21 protein-coding genes are annotated in these 19,734 nt (G+C 64.5%); 17 read left to right on the top strand and 4 right to left on the bottom strand.

Features of this window, described 5'->3' with window-relative positions:
* Positions 1-103 precede the first annotated feature (103 nt).
* Positions 104-940, top strand: coding sequence for an ABC transporter ATP-binding protein (locus ACTPOI_RS23120; RefSeq protein ID WP_440113310.1), 837 nt, complete (start codon positions 104-106; stop codon positions 938-940).
* Positions 941-964: 24 nt separating this feature from the next.
* Positions 965-1,732 (top strand): ABC transporter permease, encoded by a 768-nt coding sequence (locus tag ACTPOI_RS23115; RefSeq protein ID WP_060986854.1) that lies wholly within the window; start codon positions 965-967, stop codon positions 1,730-1,732.
* Between the two features lie 51 nt (positions 1,733-1,783).
* Here the strand turns inward: ACTPOI_RS23115 and ACTPOI_RS23110 are convergent, their stop codons facing one another.
* Together ACTPOI_RS23110 and ACTPOI_RS23105 are read right to left on the bottom strand one after the other, a co-directional pair.
* Entirely contained in the window at positions 1,784-2,413 is a 630-nt protein-coding gene (locus tag ACTPOI_RS23110) for a hypothetical protein (protein WP_440113306.1), read from the bottom strand.
* Positions 2,410-2,901 (bottom strand): hypothetical protein, encoded by a 492-nt coding sequence (locus tag ACTPOI_RS23105; protein WP_440113303.1) that lies wholly within the window; start codon positions 2,899-2,901, stop codon positions 2,410-2,412. The genes ACTPOI_RS23110 and ACTPOI_RS23105 overlap by 4 nt, the downstream gene beginning before the upstream one ends.
* A gap of 226 nt (positions 2,902-3,127) precedes the next feature.
* On the opposite strand from ACTPOI_RS23105, the gene ACTPOI_RS23100 reads away from it, so the two are divergent.
* Together ACTPOI_RS23100 and ACTPOI_RS23095 are read left to right on the top strand one after the other, a co-directional pair.
* Positions 3,128-3,616, top strand: a complete 489-nt coding sequence (locus tag ACTPOI_RS23100; RefSeq protein ID WP_440113300.1) for a nucleoside deaminase — start codon at positions 3,128-3,130, stop codon at positions 3,614-3,616.
* A gap of 130 nt (positions 3,617-3,746) precedes the next feature.
* Positions 3,747-4,805, top strand: coding sequence for a patatin-like phospholipase family protein (locus ACTPOI_RS23095; RefSeq protein ID WP_440113297.1), 1,059 nt, complete (start codon positions 3,747-3,749; stop codon positions 4,803-4,805).
* A gap of 141 nt (positions 4,806-4,946) precedes the next feature.
* On the opposite strand, the gene ACTPOI_RS23090 is transcribed toward ACTPOI_RS23095, so the two are convergent.
* Complete coding sequence (locus tag ACTPOI_RS23090; protein WP_440113294.1) at positions 4,947-5,552, bottom strand: TetR/AcrR family transcriptional regulator; 606 nt, start codon at positions 5,550-5,552, stop codon at positions 4,947-4,949.
* Positions 5,553-5,724: 172 nt separating this feature from the next.
* Between ACTPOI_RS23090 and ACTPOI_RS23085 the strand changes: the two genes are divergently transcribed.
* From ACTPOI_RS23085 to otnI, 8 genes are all read left to right on the top strand, one after another.
* The gene (locus ACTPOI_RS23085) at positions 5,725-6,774 is read left to right on the top strand and encodes an SDR family oxidoreductase (protein WP_440113291.1); all 1,050 of its coding nucleotides are present in this window, start codon (positions 5,725-5,727) and stop codon (positions 6,772-6,774) included.
* 153 nt (positions 6,775-6,927) lie between these two features.
* Positions 6,928-8,184, top strand: a complete 1,257-nt coding sequence (locus ACTPOI_RS23080; RefSeq protein WP_440113288.1) for an alpha/beta hydrolase family protein — start codon at positions 6,928-6,930, stop codon at positions 8,182-8,184.
* Between the two features lie 108 nt (positions 8,185-8,292).
* On the top strand, positions 8,293-9,072 hold the full coding sequence (locus tag ACTPOI_RS23075; RefSeq protein WP_440113285.1) for a FadR/GntR family transcriptional regulator: 780 nt from the start codon (positions 8,293-8,295) through the stop codon (positions 9,070-9,072).
* Between the two features lie 331 nt (positions 9,073-9,403).
* Positions 9,404-10,771 (top strand): GntP family transporter, encoded by a 1,368-nt coding sequence (locus ACTPOI_RS23070; protein WP_440113282.1) that lies wholly within the window; start codon positions 9,404-9,406, stop codon positions 10,769-10,771.
* Positions 10,772-10,806: 35 nt separating this feature from the next.
* On the top strand, positions 10,807-11,721 hold the full coding sequence (ltnD, locus tag ACTPOI_RS23065) for an L-threonate dehydrogenase (protein ID WP_440113279.1): 915 nt from the start codon (positions 10,807-10,809) through the stop codon (positions 11,719-11,721).
* Positions 11,718-12,995 (top strand): 3-oxo-tetronate kinase, encoded by a 1,278-nt coding sequence (otnK, locus tag ACTPOI_RS23060; protein ID WP_440113276.1) that lies wholly within the window; start codon positions 11,718-11,720, stop codon positions 12,993-12,995. Before ltnD ends, otnK begins: the two co-directional genes overlap by 4 nt.
* Before the next feature lie 17 nt (positions 12,996-13,012).
* On the top strand, positions 13,013-13,702 hold the full coding sequence (locus ACTPOI_RS23055) for a class II aldolase/adducin family protein (RefSeq protein ID WP_440113450.1): 690 nt from the start codon (positions 13,013-13,015) through the stop codon (positions 13,700-13,702).
* Positions 13,703-13,735: 33 nt separating this feature from the next.
* The gene (gene otnI / locus ACTPOI_RS23050; protein ID WP_440113273.1) at positions 13,736-14,533 is read left to right on the top strand and encodes a 2-oxo-tetronate isomerase; all 798 of its coding nucleotides are present in this window, start codon (positions 13,736-13,738) and stop codon (positions 14,531-14,533) included.
* A 74-nt stretch (positions 14,534-14,607) separates the two neighbouring features.
* On the opposite strand, the gene ACTPOI_RS23045 is transcribed toward otnI, so the two are convergent.
* A complete protein-coding gene (locus tag ACTPOI_RS23045; RefSeq protein WP_440113270.1) occupies positions 14,608-15,651 on the bottom strand; it encodes an isopenicillin N synthase family dioxygenase in 1,044 nt (347 codons plus the stop codon).
* A 651-nt stretch (positions 15,652-16,302) separates the two neighbouring features.
* Here ACTPOI_RS23045 and ACTPOI_RS23040 point away from each other — a divergent pair.
* The 5 genes from ACTPOI_RS23040 (at position 16,303) to ACTPOI_RS23020 (ending at position 19,709) form a co-directional block, all read left to right on the top strand.
* The gene (locus tag ACTPOI_RS23040; protein ID WP_440113447.1) at positions 16,303-17,328 is read left to right on the top strand and encodes an ABC transporter substrate-binding protein; all 1,026 of its coding nucleotides are present in this window, start codon (positions 16,303-16,305) and stop codon (positions 17,326-17,328) included.
* Positions 17,325-17,849, top strand: a complete 525-nt coding sequence (locus ACTPOI_RS23035) for a nucleoside deaminase (protein WP_440113267.1) — start codon at positions 17,325-17,327, stop codon at positions 17,847-17,849. The genes ACTPOI_RS23040 and ACTPOI_RS23035 overlap by 4 nt, the downstream gene beginning before the upstream one ends.
* A gap of 106 nt (positions 17,850-17,955) precedes the next feature.
* Positions 17,956-18,486, top strand: coding sequence for a nucleoside deaminase (locus tag ACTPOI_RS23030; RefSeq protein ID WP_440113264.1), 531 nt, complete (start codon positions 17,956-17,958; stop codon positions 18,484-18,486).
* Between the two features lie 73 nt (positions 18,487-18,559).
* The gene (locus ACTPOI_RS23025; RefSeq protein ID WP_440113444.1) at positions 18,560-19,216 is read left to right on the top strand and encodes a TetR family transcriptional regulator C-terminal domain-containing protein; all 657 of its coding nucleotides are present in this window, start codon (positions 18,560-18,562) and stop codon (positions 19,214-19,216) included.
* 190 nt (positions 19,217-19,406) lie between these two features.
* Positions 19,407-19,709, top strand: coding sequence for a 2Fe-2S iron-sulfur cluster-binding protein (locus ACTPOI_RS23020; RefSeq protein ID WP_440113261.1), 303 nt, complete (start codon positions 19,407-19,409; stop codon positions 19,707-19,709).
* Positions 19,710-19,734 lie beyond the last annotated feature (25 nt).

Genomic DNA, 19,734 nt, shown 5'->3' with positions numbered 1-19,734 from the left:
AAGCGCCGCCTACGCGGCAGGGCGGCCCTTGCACGGGGGCGCTGGCCTGGGCCGCGCCCAGCATCAACCTCGGTGCACCAACACTACTCACTACGGACCTCTGATGCAGGCTGCTGATTCCTACTTTGTGGACTTCCGTGATGTCTGGCTCGCGTACAACGACGAGCTGCGCGCCAAGAACCAGTTTGCGGTCGAAGCCATCGACCTGCAGGTGCGGCGCGGCGAGTTCATCGCCATCGTCGGCCCCTCGGGCTGCGGCAAGTCCACCTTCATGAAGCTGGCCACCGGTTTGAAGATGCCCTCCATGGGCAAGATCCTCATTGACGGCCAACCCGTGACCGGGCCGCTCAAGGTGTCGGGCATGGCCTTCCAGGCGCCGTCACTGCTGCCCTGGCGGACCACGGTAGACAACGTGCTGCTGCCGCTCGAAATCGTCGAGCCCTACCGCAGCCACTTCAAGCAAAAACGCAAGGAGTACGAAGAACGCGCCCGCAAGCTGCTGCAAAAGGTGGGCCTCGCGGGCTACGAAGACAAATTCCCCTGGCAGCTCTCTGGAGGCATGCAGCAGCGCGCCAGCATCTGCCGCGCGCTGATCCACGAGCCCAAGATGCTGCTGCTCGACGAGCCCTTCGGCGCACTCGACGCCTTCACCCGCGAGGAGCTGTGGTGCATCCTGCGCGACCTGTGGACCGAGCAGCAGTTCAACGTGATCCTGGTCACGCATGACCTGCGCGAATCGGTCTTCCTGGCCGACACGGTGTATGTGATGAGCAAGAGCCCCGGCCGGTTTGTGGTGCGCAAAGAGATCGAGCTGCCCCGCCCGCGCGACCTGGAGGTGACCTACACCAAGGAGTTCACCGACATCGTGCACGAGCTGCGCGGCCACATCGGTGCCATCCGACAAAGTGCAGGCAAAGCCGGCGCGCCCATCCCGCAATAAGAACAAAGAAAGCGCCTCATCCCCATGCACAAGAAAACCGTGGAGCGCTGGTCCCCCTGGATCCTGCTCGTCGCCACCATCCTGCTGTGGCAAATCATCTGCTCGGCCTTCAGCATCCCCGAGTACCTCTTTCCCAGCCCCTGGGCCATTGGCGTGCAGCTGGTGGAGTTCAGCGGCGTCATCGCAGGCCATGCCTGGCGCACCTTCTGGGTCACCATGGCGGGCTTTGGCATCGCCATCGTCGTGGGTGTGCTGCTGGGTTTTGTGATCGGCAGCTCACGCATCGCCTATGCCGCGGTCTACCCGCTGATGACGGCCTTCAATGCGCTGCCCAAGGCCGCCTTTGTGCCCATCCTGGTGGTGTGGTTCGGCATCGGCGTGGGCCCGGCCATCCTCACCGCGTTTCTCATCAGCTTCTTCCCCATCATGGTCAACATCGCCACGGGCCTCGCCACGCTGGAGCCCGAGCTGGAAGACGTGCTGCGCGTGTTGGGCGCCAAGCGCTGGGACGTGCTGACCAAGGTGGGCCTGCCCCGCTCCATGCCGTACTTCTACGGCTCGCTCAAGGTCGCCATCACGCTGGCCTTTGTGGGCACCACCGTGTCGGAGATGACCGCTGCAAACGAAGGCATCGGCTACCTGCTGATCAGCGCGGGCTCATCGATGCAGATGGGCCTGGCGTTTGCGGGCCTGATGGTGGTGGGCGCCATGGCCATGGTGATGTACGAGCTGTTCAGCTGGATTGAAAAGCGCACCACGGGGTGGGCGCACCGGGGTTCTCAGGGTGAATGAGTATCGCGTGATCGACAGGCGGCCCGTTTACGAATCACGGCCGACGGTGCCTCAAGGAAAGGACTTGCGCGAGGGAAACTCGCCATCTGACTCCCAAAGCCCGGGTTGAGACCGTTCGACGAAGCGCCAACCGCCGGACTGAGGCAGGTAACGGCGATAGCTGATGACGAAGTCACCATCCGTTGCCTGGCTACGGACCGCCAGAAGCTGGTCCTTTCCTCCAACCCGCCATTTTTTCCAGGCCGCTTTGCCAGTCAGCGGTAGCAAGATGGCTTCGATATCACCCTTTTGCGCTCGGGCCTGCACGGGTTGCAGCTGGTTTCCCTGGATTTCAAAAGGTCTGGTTAGCGGGCCGTTGTAACTACCCGCCGCCGCCGTGAGGTCCACCGTGACAAGAACTGTTGGGTGGGGTGCGCCGCGCAACGCCGCTGGGTCCAGCTTTGCAAGTGGCCCTTCCAGCGTCACTGCGTCCAATACCTTGCCTTCGCAGCTGCGTAGCTGCAAAACAGCCGGCGAAGCCGCTACTGCCTCCCCGCTGGCCCACAAACGGTTCAGCTCAGCTGTGTTCACGCGCTCGTCCAATGTAATCTGCACACTCTTGCACCCCACCATCACGGCATCGGTCGCTTGCGCCAGCAGATGGACAGTAGCCAATCCAACTGCCAAGATGCCGCGCCTCATGAGCGTGGCACCTCAATACCTGCGATGACCCCTTCGCTCAGCGCCACTGCAGGCATCAGTACATCAATCTGCGAGTTGACATCCTTGTCCAGATCGACCCCCGCTTTCTCCAGCTCTTTGAGATAGCGCTCGGTATCGTTTTCGCTAGGAGGAGTGAGCTTGGCAATCGCCTCGCGCACCTTCGTTGTGCCGTATTTTTTGATGTACAGCGCTTTCTGCGCAGCATGACCGTCGTCCATAGTTGCGAATACAGCAAAGACACCTACCGCCCCCGTTACGTTGCCAATCTTGAGGGGCGAATCACGCAAATTACCCGGATTGTTGGCACGCCAAGCCAGCGACCCACCCACCTTGACCAACGTGGCGTATGCAACGAAACGGCGCCACTGCGCCGGAGTTTTCGCGGCCGCCTGATTCACGGCAAGGATGGTAGATTTGCTCAATTCGCCGCCAGCGATGATGGCTCCAGGGATAACAGGTTTGACCATGGGGATTAATAAGCGGCAGGGCGCGACAGAAAAAGGTGGCAGTTTAAGTAACCGTCACCTCTCCACTTTGGCACTTTGTGAAACAGTCACGACATACTGTGCAACACGCGTTGACCTGAATCACTGGGGTGCTCACCATAGGTCGAAGCAACATCTCCGCTTGGGATCTCCTGTGGCACCTTTGGGTTGTCTGCCTTGAAGGCAAATCAGCGTCTTTGAACAGCACATGCAACACCACGCCGCCCTCACCCCCGACCTGATCAAGCGCCTTCTGCGCCGCGCCAATGCCGTGGTGCAGCGCGCCAAGGACATGGGCCGCCACCCCTTCGGCGCCCTGCTCGTTGCGCCCGATGGCGAAACGGTGCTGGCCGAGCAGGGCAACATAGACACCGTGAACCACGCCGAGAGCACGCTGGCGCGCACGGCGGCGGCCAACTACCCCGGCGCCTATCTGGCCCAGTGCACGCTGGTCACTACCTTTGAGCCCTGCGCCATGTGCGCAGGCACGATCTACTGGGCGGGCATCGGCCGCGTGTTGTATGGCGCCGAGGAAACCGCCCTGCTCGCCCTGACGGGCGACCATCCCGACAACCCCACGCTGGCCCTGCCCTGCCGCACGGTATTTGCCAGCGGCCAGCGCAGCACCGAAGTGCTGGGCCCGGTGCCCGCACTGCAGGACGAGATCACCGCCTTGCACCGCGATTTTTGGCAATAAGCGGCCCTGCCGCGCGCCCACAAAGCGCGTATCGCTCCTTTTTTAGGAGCAATCACCCCCACAACACCGGCCGCAGGCACCCTGCCGCTATACTGCCCGCCCCGTTTGGACGACAGCAGGATCACCCGGCATGCGCTTGACCATTCTTTTGCGACTTCTGGCCCTTGGGGCCGCAGCAGGTTTGGCCGCATGTGGCGGCACGGCCCCGACCCAGGCGGGCGCAGGCAGCGAAGCCGCGCCCCTCGCCACGCCCTCCACGCCCGCAACGCCCCCCATCCGCATCGGCATCGCCCTGGGCGGCGGCGCGGCCAAGGGCTTTGCGCACATTGGCGTGATCAAGATGCTGGAGGCCAATGGCCTAGCCCCCGCCGTGGTCTCGGGCACCAGCGCAGGCAGCGTGGTCGGCGCGCTGTATGCCAGCGGCATGAACGCGTTTGAAATGCAGGAAAAGGCCGTGGCGCTGGACGAAGCCAAGATCCGCGATCTGCAGCTCTCGTCCGGCGGCCTGGTGCTGGGGCAGAAGCTGGAAGACTATGTGAACGAGCAGGTGCGCCGCAAACCGCTGGAGCAGATGGCCAAGCCCTTTGTCGTCGTCGCCACGCGGCTGGAAGACGGCGAGCGCACCGTGTTTGCACGCGGCAACACCGGCCAGGCCGTGCGCGCATCCAGCAGCGTGCCGGGCGTGTTCCAGCCCGTCACCATTGGCAAGTACCACTTTGTGGATGGCGGCATCGTGAGCCCCGTGCCGGTGGATGCCGCACGCCAGCTGGGCGCGGATATCGTGATTGCCGTGGACATCTCCAACAAGGCCCGGGGCCAGACGCCGGGCAACATGCTGGGCGCGCTCAACCAGTCGATTGCCATCATGGGCCAGAAGCTGGGCCAGGCCGAGCTGGCGCGCGCCGACGTGATCGTCCGCCCGCAGGTGCTGGACATTGGTGCCGCCGACTTCAGCCAGCGCGCCAATGCCATCGTGGAAGGCGAAAAGGCCGCGCTGGCCGTGATGCCGCAGATCCGAAAACGTGTGACCCAGCTGCAGGCCGAGCGCGCACGGGCTGCACAACTGGCGCAGGAGAAGCTGCGGGAGGCGGAGTACAAGGACTGCATGGACAAGCGCAGCCGCTTGCAGCGGCTGGCGGGCATGGCCGGGATGGGCGAGGCATGCGCGGCGTCGGCGGCCGCCAAGTAGGAGCGGTCCGGCGGATCAAAGCAGGCTGAAGAGGCTAGACAGGTTAGAAAGGCGGGCCAGAAGACCGCGATGGGCACGCCAGCACCGATGCCCGACGGATATCTTGCACTGGGCGGATGAATCCGCCAGGGCTTGCGGCTGTTATCCGGCCTTCTCTCGCTCCGCATTGGCAATCAGTCCGCGCAGGAACGCCATGATGAGGCTCCCCGAAGGATCGGGACGTGTGCTCATCCGCTGCAACGCCAGGCCATGCGACAGGGCCATGAAGGCGGCGGCCAGCTCGGCAGGCTCGGCAGGAGGAATCCTTCCGAGCTTGTGGAACAGCTGGCCAATCACCTGGCCCAGGTCGCTGCGGTGCCGATCCCACACCTTCTGGTACTCCACCGCGAACGTCTGACTGCGGTTGGCGTGCAATTGCAGTTCGATGGAAAGCATGCACCAATCCGCGTCGTGATTGAGCGTGGAAGCCCAGGCATCCAGCTCGGCAAATATCTGTTCGGAATCGTCTCCGTCACCCGACATGACCCGGGACAGGTGCGTTGCCTCTGCCGTCATGTGGCGCCGCAGCAGCTCCAGCAGCACGTCTTCCTTGCTCGCAAAGTTGGAATAGAACGCGCCCTGGGAGTAGCCCGCCTTGTTCGCAATGTCGCGGATGGACGCGCCCCCATACCCGTTCGCAACAAACAACTGCTGCGCAGTGTCGATGAGGCGTTCGCGTGTTTGCGCCTGGCTTTCCTCTCGGCTCAAGCGCTTTCTTGCTGTCGTGGGGCTCATGCCCAAAGATATCACATGAACTTTCGAGATGGACCTGGGGCCCGTGCCGGTGCAGCCAGGCTGGGCCAGATTTCAAATATCACTTGATATTTAGTTTGCCTGCCGATAAACTGAAAGATCATTTGATTTTTGAAGTTCAATCGACATGAAACAATCCATGGGCTTGCGGGCCGCTTTTGTCACCGGCGCTACCGGCCTCCTCGGAAACAACCTTGTGCGCGAACTGGTCGAGCGCGGCTTCCGCGTCAAGGCACTCGTCCGCTCCAAGGCCAAGGGCCAGCAGCAGTTTGCAGGGGTGGAAGGGGTCGAACTGGTGTTGGGCGACATGGCGGACGTGCCCGCCTTCTCCCGGGCGCTCCAGGGCTGCGACGTGGTGTTCCACACCGCCGCGTTCTTTCGGGACAACTTCAAGGGTGGCAGCCACTGGGCAGAACTCAAGCGCATCAATGTGGACGGAACGAAAGACCTCATCGAGCAGGCCTATCACGCGGGCATCCGGCGCTTCATCCAGACCTCGTCCATTGCAGTGCTCAATGGCGAGCCCGGCTTGCCCATGGACGAGACCTGCCTGCGCGACCTGGCGGATGCCGAGGACGACTACTACCGCAGCAAGATACTGGCCGACCAGGCCGTGTCGGCCTTTCTGGCGGCGCACCCGAACATGCATGCCAGCTTCGTCTTGCCGGGATGGATGTGGGGACCGGCGGATATCGGCCCCACCTCCTCCGGGCAGTTTGTCAACGACGTGGTGCTGGGAAAACTGCCGGGGCTGGTGCCCGGCAGCTTTTCCGTTGTGGATGCCCGCGACGTAGCGAATGCGCAGATTGCGGCTGCAGAACAGGGGCTGCGGGGCGAACGCTATCTGGCAGCCGGGCGCCACATGACGATGCAGGAACTGGTGCCTTTGGTAGGAAAGATCGCGGGCATCAAGACGCCGACACGCCACCTGCCCTTTCCGCTCCTGTATCTCCTGGCGAGCGTCCAGGAGCTTTACGCACGCATCACCGGCAAGCCCATCCTGCTCAGTCTGGCTACCGTGCGGCTGATGCGCAAGGAGGCGGGACGCAGCCATTTCAACCATGCCAAGAGCGAGCAACAGCTTCAGCTGAAGTTTCGCCCGGTTGAGCAAACCGTGGCCGACACGCTGGCCTGGTACCGCGGCCATGGCTGGCTGCCCAGCATGCCGAACCGATAGAGCCCGGCGCAAGGCTGTGTCGCCCTGGTACAGAGCGCGAGCAGCCAACCCCCAACGCGTGCAACGCACCCCCGGCAGCCGTTCATCGGCCTTGTGCCACGTGTCCCGTGCCTTGCCACGGTCCCACCGCATTACCACCCTGAAGGAAAGATTGTGACGAACAGACTGGCTTGGAAACTATGGACGACCTTCGGCGCTGCCTTGCTGGCAGTCGCCGCACCACAAGAGTCCGCTGCGCAGGGAATTCCTGCGGCCCGGACTGCGAACAGCATGGCCGAATTCTGCGCAAAGGGGCAGGCCGAGTACCCGGGCGGCATCGCTCGCATGCACCCCTCGTTCAAATTCAACATCTGCTGGTGGCTGGAGGATGCCGGGATCGAAGCGCGTACCTTTGACGAGGTCATCGGAGCGCTGCCAGAACACGCGGGGCCATCGCAGCCGGTCTGGCAGGCAACGTTCAGCAAGCCCGCGCAGATGTATGCGGAACGGGCACGCGCAGCCGCCGAGCAAGGCGACGCCCTGGCGGCATCGGCCGCCTACAGAAAGGCGGCTTTCTATTGGCGGATGAACCGGATTCCCAAGCGACTCCCGGCGGCAGACCTGCGCGCGACCGAACAGGCCTATGCCGCCCTGGGCAAACCGCTGCAGCGGATTGCCTTCAAGGCCGGCGGCAAAGAGTTCATTGGCTACTTCCGCGCCCCCTCCACACGGCCCAGCGGCGATGCCAAGCTGCCGACCTTGGTGATCCTTGGCGGCCTGGACAACCTGAAGACAGAGATGATCCGGCACAGCGACTACTTCGCAAGCCGGGGGTTCGCAACCATCGTTGTGGAGAACCCGGACACCGGGGAGAACCAGCTGGCGTTCCACCCCGACGCCCATGTGATGTTCGACGCCATTGCCGACTACATCCAGCAACGCAGTGATCTGGATGCCAGCCGGGTGGCGGTGTATGGCTGGAGCATGGGCGGCTATCTGGCAACGCTGGGCGGGCTGAAGAACGACCTCTACAAAGCGGTTGTCAACATCGGCGGCCCCAGCGATTCCAGCTTTGGAAGCGCGCATTGCATGGTGGCTCCGGCATGGATCGTCGCGCCCTACACCATGTTTGCGAACATGGATCCACGGACCACACCCCGGCAGACGATGTGCAACTACTACGAAACCTTCCAGCTCTCCCGCCAGTTGAAGACGCCGACGAAGGGGCAGTTGCAAAAACCCATTCTGATGGTGAACGGGATCCACGAAGACCTGGTGTCCAAGGAGGAACCGTCTTCTCTGGCAGCGCTCGGCTTCAACGTAACCCAGCTGGTCTATGGGGACGATGGACACACAGCGGAGCTGCACATGCGGGAGCACTTTGATTTCACGGCGAACTGGCTGGTGCAGCGGCTCAGGGTGGCGAATTGATCTGACCAGGCGCGACGGGGGGCCTTCGGCACGGCGCCTTGCGCCGACGCTTGGGGTACAGTCGGCCGTCCCTCGGGACTGCTGCCGCCACCTCTGTCCGCTTCGCCCATGACGTCACCTTTTTCCGCCATCAAACCCAGCATCAAGCTGTCCGACCAGGTCGCCAGCACGCTGGAGGCCGAGATCCGCGCGGGCCGCATCCAGGCGGCGCAAAAGCTGCCTACCGAGGCCGTGCTGGCGCAGCAGTTTCAGGTCAGCCGCACGGTGGTGCGCGAGGCGATCTCGCGCCTCAAGTCGCTGGGGCTGGTGGACTCACGGCAGGGCAGCGGCGTGTATGTGCTGGCGCCGGGCATCGAACCGCTGCAGTTTGATGTGCCCCTTGCGGCATCTCGCGAGGCGGTGATGCAGATTGTGGAAGTGCGCCGAGCGCTCGAAGCCGAGGTGGCCGAGCTGGCAGCCCTGCGCCGCACCGATGAAGACATTGCCGCCATCCGCGCCGCCATGCAGCGCATTGCCGATGCCGTGCGTGCAGGCCGCGACGGGGTGGAGGAAGACGTGCTGTTCCACCGCGCCATTGCGCAGGCAGCGGGCAACCCGTTCATGATCAGCACGCTGGACTACCTGGCCCAGTTCCTGAAAGGCGCGACCCGCGTGACCCGCGCCAACGAGGCACGGCGCGAAGACTTTGCCGACGCCGTGACCCACGAACACACACAGATCGTGCGCGCCATCGAAGCGGGTGACCCGGTGGCAGCACGTGCAGCTGCCGCGCAGCACATGAAAAACGCACTGGCCCGTATTGAACAGGCCGATCTCACGTTCTGGGCACAGGACGGCGCGCGGCTGGCGCAGCCATTGGTGGCGGCGTCCGCACCGCTGGTGTTCTGAACCCGGCGGTGACCTGGGTCCCGCAGCACACAGCCGCTGCGCAGGCGGGTCAGAGGCTGCATCTCCTCGCCAAAAGCTATTAAATTTATAGCTTACATCTCTTACCAGTCGCGCGCAGAGGGCCAAAAACCTTCAAATAGCGCCGCCCAACCCGCCTCTCTAGTCCGTGCATGCGGGTTAACCCGAACCACAATGGTGCGCAAGAATTTGTATGATGACCATATAAACATATCAACCAAGGTGCAACCAGGCACCAAAACCAGGCCGTCCCAGGGCCTGCTTTTTTGGGCTGCCTGGGCCTGCCCCCTTCCATCCCGGAGATACCCCGTACATGTCCACCCTCGCACTTCTCGGCATTGGCGCCGGCAGCATTGGCCTGCTCCTGTTACTCATCATCCGCTGGCAGGTCCACGCCTTCGTGGCGATGATGCTGGTGAGCTTTCTGGTGGCGTTTGCCACCGGCATGCCCATTGGGGACATCATCAGCACGCTGATTGCGGGCATGGGCGGCACGCTGGGTTCGGTCGCCATCCTGGTGGCGCTGGGCTCCATGCTGGGGCGCATGATCGAGGTCTCGGGCGGTGCGGCCAGCCTGGCCAACCGCTTCACGCAGCTGCTGGGCCCCACACGGGTGCCCATGGCACTCACGGCCGCCGCGCTGGTGCTGGCCATCCCGGTGTTTTTTGATGTGGGCTTCATCATCCTGGTGCCCATCGTCTACGGCTTTTGCAAGGCGGCGGGCGTCAATCCCATCAAGTTCGGCCTGCCGGTGGCGGGCATCATGCTGGCCGCGCACGTGGTGGTGCCACCGCACCCCGGCATCGTGGGCGGGGCGGCCATCGTCAAGGGCGACATTGGCTGGATCACCATCATTGGCCTGGCCATCTGCATCCCGCTGGCGGCGCTGTCGCAGGTGGTTTCGGGCTGGCTCAACCGCAAGGGCTACCCCATGCTGCCCACCACGGCAGAGCAGTTTGCGGCCTTTGGCAACAGCGAAGGCAGCACGGCATCCAAGGCCCGCAGCGCACCGGGCGTGGGCACCATCATGGCGCTCATCCTGATCCCGCTGGCCCTCATCATGGCCGGCACCACCGGCGCCACGCTGCTGCCCAAGGGCGACAGCCTGCGTAACGTGCTCGGCTTCATCGGCTCGCCCATCTTTGCGCTGATGGTGGCCGTGGGCCTGGCGATGTTCCTGCTGGGACGCAGCCAGGGCTGGAACCGCGAGCGCACCAACGCCATCATGGAATCTGCCCTGCCCCCTGCCGCCACCGTGATTTTGGTGACGGGCGCAGGCGGCGTGTTTGCCAAGGTGCTCACCGCCAGCGGCATTGGCGCGGCGCTGTCGCAAAGCCTCACTGCCACACACCTGCCGCTCATTCTGCTGGCGTTCATCATTGCGCTGGCCCTGCGCGCCGCACAGGGCTCGGCCACCGTGGCCATCATCACCACCTGCGGCCTGCTGGCCGATGCGATGGCGGGCGGCGGGTATTCCCCCTTGCAAGTGGCGCTGCTCACGGTTGCCATTGGCTTTGGCAGCCTGGGCCTGTCGCACGTCAACGATTCGGGCTTCTGGATCGTGACCCGCTACCTGGGCCTGAGCGTGGGCGATGGCCTGCGCACCTGGACCGTGCTGACCACCGTGCTGGGCATCGCTGGTTTTGCGATGACCGCTTTGCTCTGGGTTCTGGTCGCCTAAGCGCCCTATTTGAATTTCTTTGAAGGACTGACAACATGACAAAACCCACCGTCGGCATCATCGGCCTGGGCGCCATGGGCGCTGGCATTGCCAAGACCCTGCGCAACAACGGTTTCACCATCCACGTGTGTGACGTGCGCCCCGGCGTGGCCGATGCCTTTGTGGCCGACGGCGGCACGGCCCACGCCACCACCGCTGCATTGGCGGCGGTGAGTGATGTGGTGGTGTCGGTGGTGGTCAACGCGGCGCAGACCGAGAGCGTGCTGTTTGGCGACGATGGCCAAAGCGGCGCAGCCAGCACCATGCACCCCGGCAGCACCTTTGTGATGTGCTCCACCGTAGACCCCAACTGGTCGGTGGCGCTGGAAGCGCGCCTGAACGCGCTGGGCCTGCACTATGTGGACGCGCCCATCTCCGGCGGCGCCGCCAAGGCCGCATCGGGCCAGATGACCATGATGACCTCGGCCAAGCCAGAGGCCTATGCCGCTGCAGGCGCTGTGCTCGACGGCATGGCCGGCAAGGTGTACCGCCTGGGCGACAAGGCGGGTGCGGGCAGCAAGGTCAAGATCATCAACCAGCTGCTGGCCGGTGTGCACATTGCCGTGGCCGCCGAAGCCATGGCCCTGGGCCTGCGCGAAGGCGTGGAAGCCAGTGCTTTGTATGAAGTGATCACGAACAGCGCAGGCAATAGCTGGATGTTTGAAAACCGCATGGCCCACGTGCTGGCTGGCGACTACACACCGCTTTCAGCCGTCGATATTTTCGTGAAGGACCTGGGCCTGGTGCTGGACACCGCACGCGCCAGCAAATTCCCCCTGCCGCTGGCCGCCACCGCGCACCAGATGTTCATGCAGGCATCCACCGCAGGCTTTGCCAAGGAAGATGACAGCGCCGTGATCAAGATCTTCCCCGGCATCACCCTGCCCGAAGCCAAGGAGAAAAAGGCATGACACGCGCACGAGCCCTGCTGGGCTGCATTGCTGACGACTTCACCGGCGCGACCGACCTGGCCAACAACCTGGTGCGCGCAGGCATGCGCGTGGTGCAGGCCATGGGCGTGCCCACGGCACCGTTGGATACCGAGGCAGATGCCATCGTGGTCGCACTCAAGTCGCGCACCATTCCCAAAGACGAAGCGATTGCCCAGTCGCTTGAGGCACTGAAGTGGCTGCAGGCGCAGGGTGCCAAGCAGATCTACTTCAAATACTGCTCCACCTTTGACAGCACGGCCGAAGGCAACATCGGCCCCGTGACCGATGCTCTGATGCAGGCCCTGGGCACCGACTTCACCATCGCCACGCCCGCGTTCCCCGACAACAAGCGCACCGTGTTCAAGGGCTACCTGTTTGTGGGCGATGTGCTGCTGAACGAGAGCGGCATGCAGAACCACCCGCTCACGCCCATGACCGACCCCAACCTGGTGCGCGTGCTGCAGGCGCAAACGCCCAGCCGTGTGGGCCTGATCGACCACAGCGTGGTCGCACAGGGCGAGGCCGCCATCCGCGCGCGCATCGACCAACTCAAGGCCGAGGGCGTGCGCATGGCCGTGGTGGATGCGGTGGCCAACGCCGACCTGCTGCGCCTGGGCCCGGCCCTCAAGGGCATGCCACTGGTCACTGCAGGCTCAGGCGTGGCCATTGGCCTGCCGGGCAACTTTGGCGTGGCCCCCAGCAACGAGGCCGCACGCTTACCCGCCGCGCAAGGCCTGCAGGCCATCGTGTCGGGCAGCTGCTCGGTGGCGACCAACCAGCAGGTGATGGATTTCATCAAGGCAGGCAAACCGGCCCTCGCCATAGACCCGCTGCGCATCGCCGCCGGCGTGGACGTAGCCGCCGAAGCGCTGGCCTGGGCGGAGGGCCACATCGGCCAGGGCCCGGTGCTGGTGTATTCCACCGCCGAGCCATCGGCCGTGCGCGCCATTCAGGGCAAGCTGGGCTCCGAGAAAGCCGGTGCCATGGTGGAAGACACCATTGCCGCCATTGCACGTGGCCTGGTGCGGCGCGGTGTGCGCCAGCTCATCGTGGCAGGTGGTGAAACATCCGGTGCCTGCGTGCAGGCCCTGGGCATCACGCAGATGCGCATTGGCGCGCAGATTGACCCCGGCGTGCCGTGGTGCCATGCCGTGGCCCCTGATGCCAAGGACGGGCTGCACATCACGCTGAAGTCGGGCAACTTTGGCAGCACCGACTTTTTCACCAAGGCTTTTGCACAATTGTTGGCATGACCTCTACCCCCGCCTTCATGGACGAGAGCCAGGCCCGCGACGAGATCTGCCGCGTGGGTCGCAGCCTGTTTGAGCGGGGCTATGTGCACGCCACCGCCGGCAACATCAGTGTGCACCTGGCCGACGGATACCTCATCACCCCCACCGATGCCTGCCTGGGCACCCTGCAGCCCGAGGGGCTGGCGCGCCTGGACGCCCAGGGCCAGCAGGTGGCGGGCGACCGGGCCAGCAAGACCATAACGCTGCACCGGCAGATTTATGAAGCATCGGCATCGACAGCAGCCCCCGCGCGCTGCGTGATCCACACGCACAGCACGCATCTGGTGGCCTGCTCGCTGCAGGCCGACACGGCTGCAGCTGGCCAGCTGGCGCCCGATGCGCAATTGCTGCCCCCCATCACGCCCTACTTCGTCATGAAGGTGGGCCGCGTGCCGCACATTCCCTACCACCGCCCCGGTGACGCCGCAGCGGCCGCGCTGGTGGCGCAGACCATTACCCGCTATGCCGCCGAGGGCAGCCCCGTGCGCGCCGTGATGCTGGCGCGCCTAGGGCCCAACGTGTGGCACGACACGCCCGCCGCCGCGATGGCCGTGCTGGAGGAGCTGGAAGAAACCGCGCGCCTGTGGCTGCTGTGCCAGCCCCGCCCCACGCCGCTGACCGAGCCCCAGATTGAAGAACTGCGCCAGACCTTTGGCGCGCAGTGGTAACGCCACGCCTTCACCCAAGACAGAAAGACACCCATGCCCCGCTTTGCCGCCAACCTGTCCATGCTCTACAACGACGTGGACTTTCTCGACCGCTTTGCCGCCGCCGCGCGCGATGGCTTCAAGGCGGTGGAGTACCTCTTTCCCTACGCCTACCCGGCGCAAGAACTGGCCGCGCGCCTGCAAGCCAACGGCCTGCAGCAGGTGCTGTTTAACGCGCCCCCCGGCAACTGGGACGCGGGCGAGCGCGGGCTGGCCTGCCTGCCCGGGCGCGAGGCCGAGTTCCGTGAAGGCATTGCTAAAGCCATCGAATACGCCCAGGCCCTGCAATGCCCCCGCATCCACGTGATGGCCGGGCTGGTGCCCCAAGGGGCAGACGCAGCCACCGTACGTGCCACCTACATCGCCAACGTGCGCTACGCCGCCGAGCAGGCTGCGCCGCACGGCATCCAGATCCTGCTGGAGCCCATCAACGGCCGCGACATGCCCGGCTTCTTCCTGAGCCGCCAGGACCAGGCCCACGCGCTGATCGCCGAGATTGGCGCCGCCAACGTGAAGGTGCAGATGGACCTGTACCACTGCCAGATCGTGGAAGGCGACCTGGCCATGAAGGTGCGCCAGTACCTGCCAACGGGCAACGTCGGTCACTTCCAGATTGCTGGTGTGCCCGAGCGCCACGAGCCCGATGTGGGCGAGCTGAACTACACCTACCTGTTCAAGTTGCTGGACAGCCTGGGCTACGACGGCTGGATCGGCTGCGAATACCGCCCCGCACGCGGCGCCGCCGACCACGCCACCAGCGACGGGCTGGGCTGGCTCCAGCCCTGGCTGTAGGACCGATCATGGAGCAACGCTCCATATTTGATAGCTTCTAGCGCTTTCCAGATAAGCGCCAGAGCCTATTTTTTTCAATATTTATTGGAAAAATTGGCGCTGATGCGCTGGCGCAGGTACTCGGCGCCGGTGATGGGCGGGTACTTCTTCGCTGGGCCTTCGATGACCGCGTCTTCATTGGCCTGGCAGAAGAACGCCAGGCTGTAGCGTGCGCCCTGGTATTCGTGCGGCAAGGGGTTGCGCACGCGGTGGAAGTTGCTGGGCAGCACATCGTCGCTCCAGCGCATGAGCATGTCGCCGATGTTGCAGGTGATCACGCCCTCGGCGGGTTCCACGCTGGTCCATTGTCGGCCTTCCGCCTCCTTGCCAGGCAGCACCTGCAGGCCGCCCTGGCCGGGGCGCTGGAACAGCAGGGTCAGACAGTCGAAGTCGGTGTGGGCACCGGCGCGCCACAGGCCCAGCTCGTCCTTGAGTGCAGGGTCCACCGCAAAGTAGTGCAGCATGCGCAGCGTGCTCTGGTAGCTGGGCAGCTCAGGGTTGTGGGCGCGGGTGAAGAAGTCCGCATCAAAGCCCAGCTTGTACGCAAAACACGACAGCAGGCGCATGCCCACCTCCCAGCACTGGCGCTCAAAAGCCAGCGTGGCGGCCTGAAAACCCGGCAGCTCGGCCTCGGTAGGCCACAGGCCCGCCATGCGCGGGCGGGTGACCTGGTAGGACTCCTTCTGGTCTTGCGTGCGGGTGGAGGGGCGGATCTGCGCCTTGTGCTCCCAGCCCGCGTTGCGCGACAGGGGCCACTGGGCCTTGGTGTCTTTGGGTTGGTCGAAAAAGGCCTCGGCGCGCGCAAAGGCGGCGCGGATGTCTTCGACGGGAATACCGTGGTTCGTCACCTGGAAGAAGCCGATATCGACGGAGGCGCTCCACAACTGCTCGGCGATCTCGTGCTTGCGCGCTTCGAAGTTGGAGACGTCGATACAGCGCACTTCTCGCGTGGAGGTCTCGCCGTCCATCGCGCCGCCCATGCGCGATTCTTTCTCCAGCTCGCCCAGCACATCGGGGGCGACGGTGGGTTCATAGACGGGGGTCGCCGGGGAAGTGGCGGGGGTAGCGATGCTTTGCATGGTGTCTGTGTCCTCGTTGGATCAATGGCAAACAAGGCACACGGCAGGCCGCAAGGAATAGCGAAGCAGCGGCACGGCGCCATGTGGTCTTGAAGGGAACAATGGCAGCGGCCCGCTGGCTGCGCAGGCCCTCCAAAGAAAGGCACACGCGCCGCACACAGACCGCCACCGGCTTCAAGAGCAATGACCCGCCAGCTGCTTTGCGCAACGCAAAAGGGGCTGGGCTGAACGCTTCTACTCTTGGCGTAGTAGCAAGCAAACGGCGGGCCAGGGGAAGCACACAGGGCGTGCGCCGCGAACGCGCACCTTTCACCAAACCGGGGCAAAACCGCACCAGGGCAGCGCGGCGTCAGTGCACCACCGCATGGCACCAGCCGCCGATGCATGGATGCATCCATCCATGCACACAAGGCGCGCCACAGGCTTGCGCCAAGGCAAAACCTTCGCAAACAGATGCCGTCAGGCCGCACGTTGCCGCACTTTCGCTACACCGGGCACGCATCCTGCATCGGCCGCTGCCGAGTAGAAGCGTTCAGCGCTGCCACCCAATGGATGGTGGCGCCCGGAAATTGCTCAGTTCAACCCGGTCCTGCGGCGGCGCACGCCTGCGGGCCCGGTGCCTTCCACCGAACCTGGGCCTCCACCATGCTGATGCAACGCCGTCGCTTTCTCTCCACCACCCTCGCCTCGTCGATCGCTGCCACGTTGGGCGCACCCGCCGTGCATGCGCAAAACGCGCTCACCCCACTCAAGTTCACGCTCGACTTCCGCGTGACCAGCCAGACCTCGCCCTTCTTCCTGGCGCAGGCCAAGGGCTACTACAAGGAGGAAGGCCTGGACGTGAGCATCGACGTGGGCGCAGGCTCGGTCGCCTCCATCACGCGCGTGGCCAGCGGCGCCTATGACATCGGTCTGGGCGACATCAGCTCGCTCGCTGAGTTCCACGCACAGAACGCCGAAACGCCGGTGCAGGCCATCTACCAGTACTACAACCGCGCGCCGTTTGTCATCATCGGCCGCAAGGACCGAGGCATCACCACCGACTTTGCATCGCTCAAGGACAAGAAGGTGGCCGCTGCGGCAGTGGAATCCACCCGCCGCAGCTGGCCCATGGTGGCCCGCGCGCTCAAGACGTCGCCCGAGCTGTTCAGCTGGGTCACCACCGATTTCAGCGCGCGCGACAACGTGGTGGTGCGCGGTGATGTCGATGCCGCCACCTACTTCCACGACTCGGCCGTGTCGCTGTTTGCACGCGTTCCATCCAAAGACCTGTCGGTGCTCGAATACCGCAAGGCCGGCCTGCACCTGTATGGCAATGCCATCCTGGCCGGCAGACTGCTGCAAGAGAAGCCCGAGGCGGCCAAGGCCTTCCTGCGCGCAAGCAACCGCGCATTGCGCGAGACCCTGGCCAACCCCGAGGCCGCATTTGCCGCCATCAAGGCCCGCGAGGCCATCCTGAACATGGATGTGGAGCGCGAGCGCTGGGCCATCACGCGCCAGTACCTGCAGACGGCTGAATCGCAGGCCGTGGGGCTGGGGGGCGTGCAGCCTGCCGTGCTGGCACACCAGATCGAGGAGGTGAACACCGTGTTCAACCTGGCGCGCAAGCCTGCGCCGGAGCGGGTATTCAACCCCACCTTCCTGCCCGCCCTGGCCGACCGCAAGGTGGTGGCATGAACAACCTCACCGCACACCAGGAACTGCTGCCGCAGGAAGCGATGCTGGACGAGCACGACGGCAAGTACCTGCGCCATGCCATTTCCCTGGCCGACAAGGCCCGCGCACGGGGCAACCGGCCCTTTGGCGCGCTGATTGTGGGGGCCGATGGCCGCGTATTGGCCGAGGCCTGGAACTCGACCGGTGAGAACGGCGACTGCACCGCACACGCTGAGACATCGGCCGTGCGTCTGGCGAGCCCCGCGCACTGTCGCGAGGTCTTGTCCGGCGCCACGCTGTACTCCTCGGCTGAGCCCTGCGTGATGTGCGCGGGCGCTATCTACTGGGCCAACATCGGACGCGTGGTCTACGGCATCGACGCGATGCGCCTGCGTGTGTTTCGTGGCGAGCGGCTGGACCAGCGCGACGCCGAGCTGTCCTGCCGCGATGTATTCAACAGCTCGCCCCATCCCATCCAGTGCGTGGGCCCGGCATTGATTGAGGAGTCGTCCACCTCACACCAGGGCGCATGGAAAACATGAGGATGCGTGCATGCCGAAAGGCATGCATACATGTCACACATTGTTCATGGCATGCCAAATGCATAGCGGTGGCGACAGCAACCAATCACCCTGACGGAGACACCCCATGCATGCCCTGCTGGCCGCCGTGCCACACCACCCGTTCGACGAGCCAGCCGACCTCGACGACACCGATGGCACCTACCTGCGCAAGGCCATCGCCTGGTCGTGCACGGCACGGGCACGCGGCAACCGGCCCTTCGGCGCGGTCGTGGTGAGCGCCGATGGGGAGTTGCTGGCCGAGGCCTATTGCAATGCCACTGAAACGGGCGACTGCACCGGCCACGCCGAGACCAATGCCGTGCGCCAACTGAGCCCGCGAGTGGGTCGCGATGCCCTGGCCAAGGCCACGCTGTATTCATCGGCCGAGCCCTGCGTGATGTGTGCGGGCGCCATCTTCTGGTCGGGCATAGGGCGCGTGGTGTTCGGCATTGATGCCGAGCGCCTGCGTATGTTCCGGGGCGAGCGGGCCGAGCAGCGCGACGCCGAGCTGTCATGCCGCGACGTGTTTGCCGCCTCGCCCCACGCTATCGAATGCATCGGTCCGGCGCTGGTCGAAGAAGCCAGCGCACCCCATATCGGGTTCTGGAAACTCTGACCCGTTGCTGCGCGGGCAGAATGTGCAGCGCGCACTCTGCCATCCCACGTCCCCCATGCCTCGCACCAAAGCCATGACCGAATCCGAAGCCGAAGCTGCCTCTGGCGCACTGCTGAGCCGCGCCAAACAAGGCCGTGAGCGCATCCTGGGTGCCATCCGCGATGCCGCCATTGCGGAATTCAGCCGGCACGGCTTCAAGGGCGCATCCACCAAGGCGATCGCGGAGCGCGCGGGCCTGACCAAACCCCAGCTTCACTACTACATCAGCAGCAAGGAAGAGCTGTATGAAGAACTGCTGTATTCGGTGCTCAACGGCTGGTCGGGTGCTTTCATCTTTGATGCCAACAGCAACGACCCCAAGACGGTGCTGAGCAACTACGTGCGCAAGAAGCTCGACTACGCGCTGGACAACCCGGGCCTGTCGCGCATCTTCACCACCGAGGTGCTGGGCGGTGGGCGCAACCTGGGCAAATACTGGCCGGTGGCCGTCAAGTCCACCCAGCAGAAGGTGGACCTCATCAACCGCTGGATTGACGAAGGCCGCATGCGCGCCGTCAACCCCACGCTACTGCTCATGCAGATCTGGGGCATGACGCAGCACTACGCCGACTACGGCGTGCAGGTGCACATCATGCTGGGCCTGGCGCCCGATGAACCCATCGACCGCGAGCCCATCGTGCGCGAACTCACCAGCTTTGTGCTGCTGGGCTGCGGCCTCGCACCAGACTAAAGCCCAATGCCCATTTCTGGGCATGGTCTACGCGCCAGAGGGCCTGCGGGGCGTGATGCGCACCAGCACGCGGCGCAAATCTGCCGCGATGAGGCCGCGTTGATCCACCACAAAGACGTTTGACGGGTTTTTGTGGCTGGCACAGCCTTTGCAATAGTTTGACCAATCGATCAAATCACATGGTCAAACAATGCAGCAAGCCCCTGACACCGCCAGCGCCGCCCGCACAGAACACACGTTCGAGCTGATCCTGCAGCGCAGCCAGATGCGCTTGCCGGTTGGCCCCGGCGAGAGCATGGCCGACGTGCTGCAGCTCGCTGGCGTGCCGCTGGAAACCCTGTGCGAGCAGGGCGTGTGCGGTACCTGCGTGACCCGCTGGCTGGACGGCGAGCCCGACCACCGCGACAGCTGCCTGAGCGCGGCAGAGCAAGCCACCCACGTCGCCGTGTGCTGCGCACGCAGCCACGGGCCCACGCTCACGCTCGACCTCTGAACTTCAACAACCCGGAAGCCCCGCC

The organism is Acidovorax sp. BL-A-41-H1, from assembly GCF_051942715.1.
Note: the sequence above shows the minus strand (reverse complement) of the source record. Positions and strands in the feature narration are given on the sequence as shown.

What these genes read in the sequence shown, in the direction of transcription:
- ACTPOI_RS23120 (WP_440113310.1), top strand. Translation starts at nt 104, where the DNA reads ATGCAGGCTGCTGATTCCTACTTTGTGGACTTCCGTGATGTCTGGCTC.
- ACTPOI_RS23115 (WP_060986854.1), top strand. Translation starts at nt 965, where the DNA reads ATGCACAAGAAAACCGTGGAGCGCTGGTCCCCCTGGATCCTGCTCGTC.
- ACTPOI_RS23110 (WP_440113306.1), bottom strand. Translation starts at nt 2,413, where the DNA reads ATGAGGCGCGGCATCTTGGCAGTTGGATTGGCTACTGTCCATCTGCTG.
- ACTPOI_RS23105 (WP_440113303.1), bottom strand. Translation starts at nt 2,901, where the DNA reads ATGGTCAAACCTGTTATCCCTGGAGCCATCATCGCTGGCGGCGAATTG.
- ACTPOI_RS23100 (WP_440113300.1), top strand. Translation starts at nt 3,128, where the DNA reads ATGCAACACCACGCCGCCCTCACCCCCGACCTGATCAAGCGCCTTCTG.
- ACTPOI_RS23095 (WP_440113297.1), top strand. Translation starts at nt 3,747, where the DNA reads ATGCGCTTGACCATTCTTTTGCGACTTCTGGCCCTTGGGGCCGCAGCA.
- ACTPOI_RS23085 (WP_440113291.1), top strand. Translation starts at nt 5,725, where the DNA reads ATGAAACAATCCATGGGCTTGCGGGCCGCTTTTGTCACCGGCGCTACC.
- ACTPOI_RS23075 (WP_440113285.1), top strand. Translation starts at nt 8,293, where the DNA reads ATGACGTCACCTTTTTCCGCCATCAAACCCAGCATCAAGCTGTCCGAC.
- ACTPOI_RS23070 (WP_440113282.1), top strand. Translation starts at nt 9,404, where the DNA reads ATGTCCACCCTCGCACTTCTCGGCATTGGCGCCGGCAGCATTGGCCTG.
- ltnD (WP_440113279.1), top strand. Translation starts at nt 10,807, where the DNA reads ATGACAAAACCCACCGTCGGCATCATCGGCCTGGGCGCCATGGGCGCT.
- otnK (WP_440113276.1), top strand. Translation starts at nt 11,718, where the DNA reads ATGACACGCGCACGAGCCCTGCTGGGCTGCATTGCTGACGACTTCACC.
- ACTPOI_RS23055 (WP_440113450.1), top strand. Translation starts at nt 13,013, where the DNA reads ATGGACGAGAGCCAGGCCCGCGACGAGATCTGCCGCGTGGGTCGCAGC.
- otnI (WP_440113273.1), top strand. Translation starts at nt 13,736, where the DNA reads ATGCCCCGCTTTGCCGCCAACCTGTCCATGCTCTACAACGACGTGGAC.
- ACTPOI_RS23045 (WP_440113270.1), bottom strand. Translation starts at nt 15,651, where the DNA reads ATGCAAAGCATCGCTACCCCCGCCACTTCCCCGGCGACCCCCGTCTAT.
- ACTPOI_RS23040 (WP_440113447.1), top strand. Translation starts at nt 16,303, where the DNA reads ATGCAACGCCGTCGCTTTCTCTCCACCACCCTCGCCTCGTCGATCGCT.
- ACTPOI_RS23035 (WP_440113267.1), top strand. Translation starts at nt 17,325, where the DNA reads ATGAACAACCTCACCGCACACCAGGAACTGCTGCCGCAGGAAGCGATG.
- ACTPOI_RS23030 (WP_440113264.1), top strand. Translation starts at nt 17,956, where the DNA reads ATGCATGCCCTGCTGGCCGCCGTGCCACACCACCCGTTCGACGAGCCA.
- ACTPOI_RS23025 (WP_440113444.1), top strand. Translation starts at nt 18,560, where the DNA reads ATGACCGAATCCGAAGCCGAAGCTGCCTCTGGCGCACTGCTGAGCCGC.
- ACTPOI_RS23020 (WP_440113261.1), top strand. Translation starts at nt 19,407, where the DNA reads ATGCAGCAAGCCCCTGACACCGCCAGCGCCGCCCGCACAGAACACACG.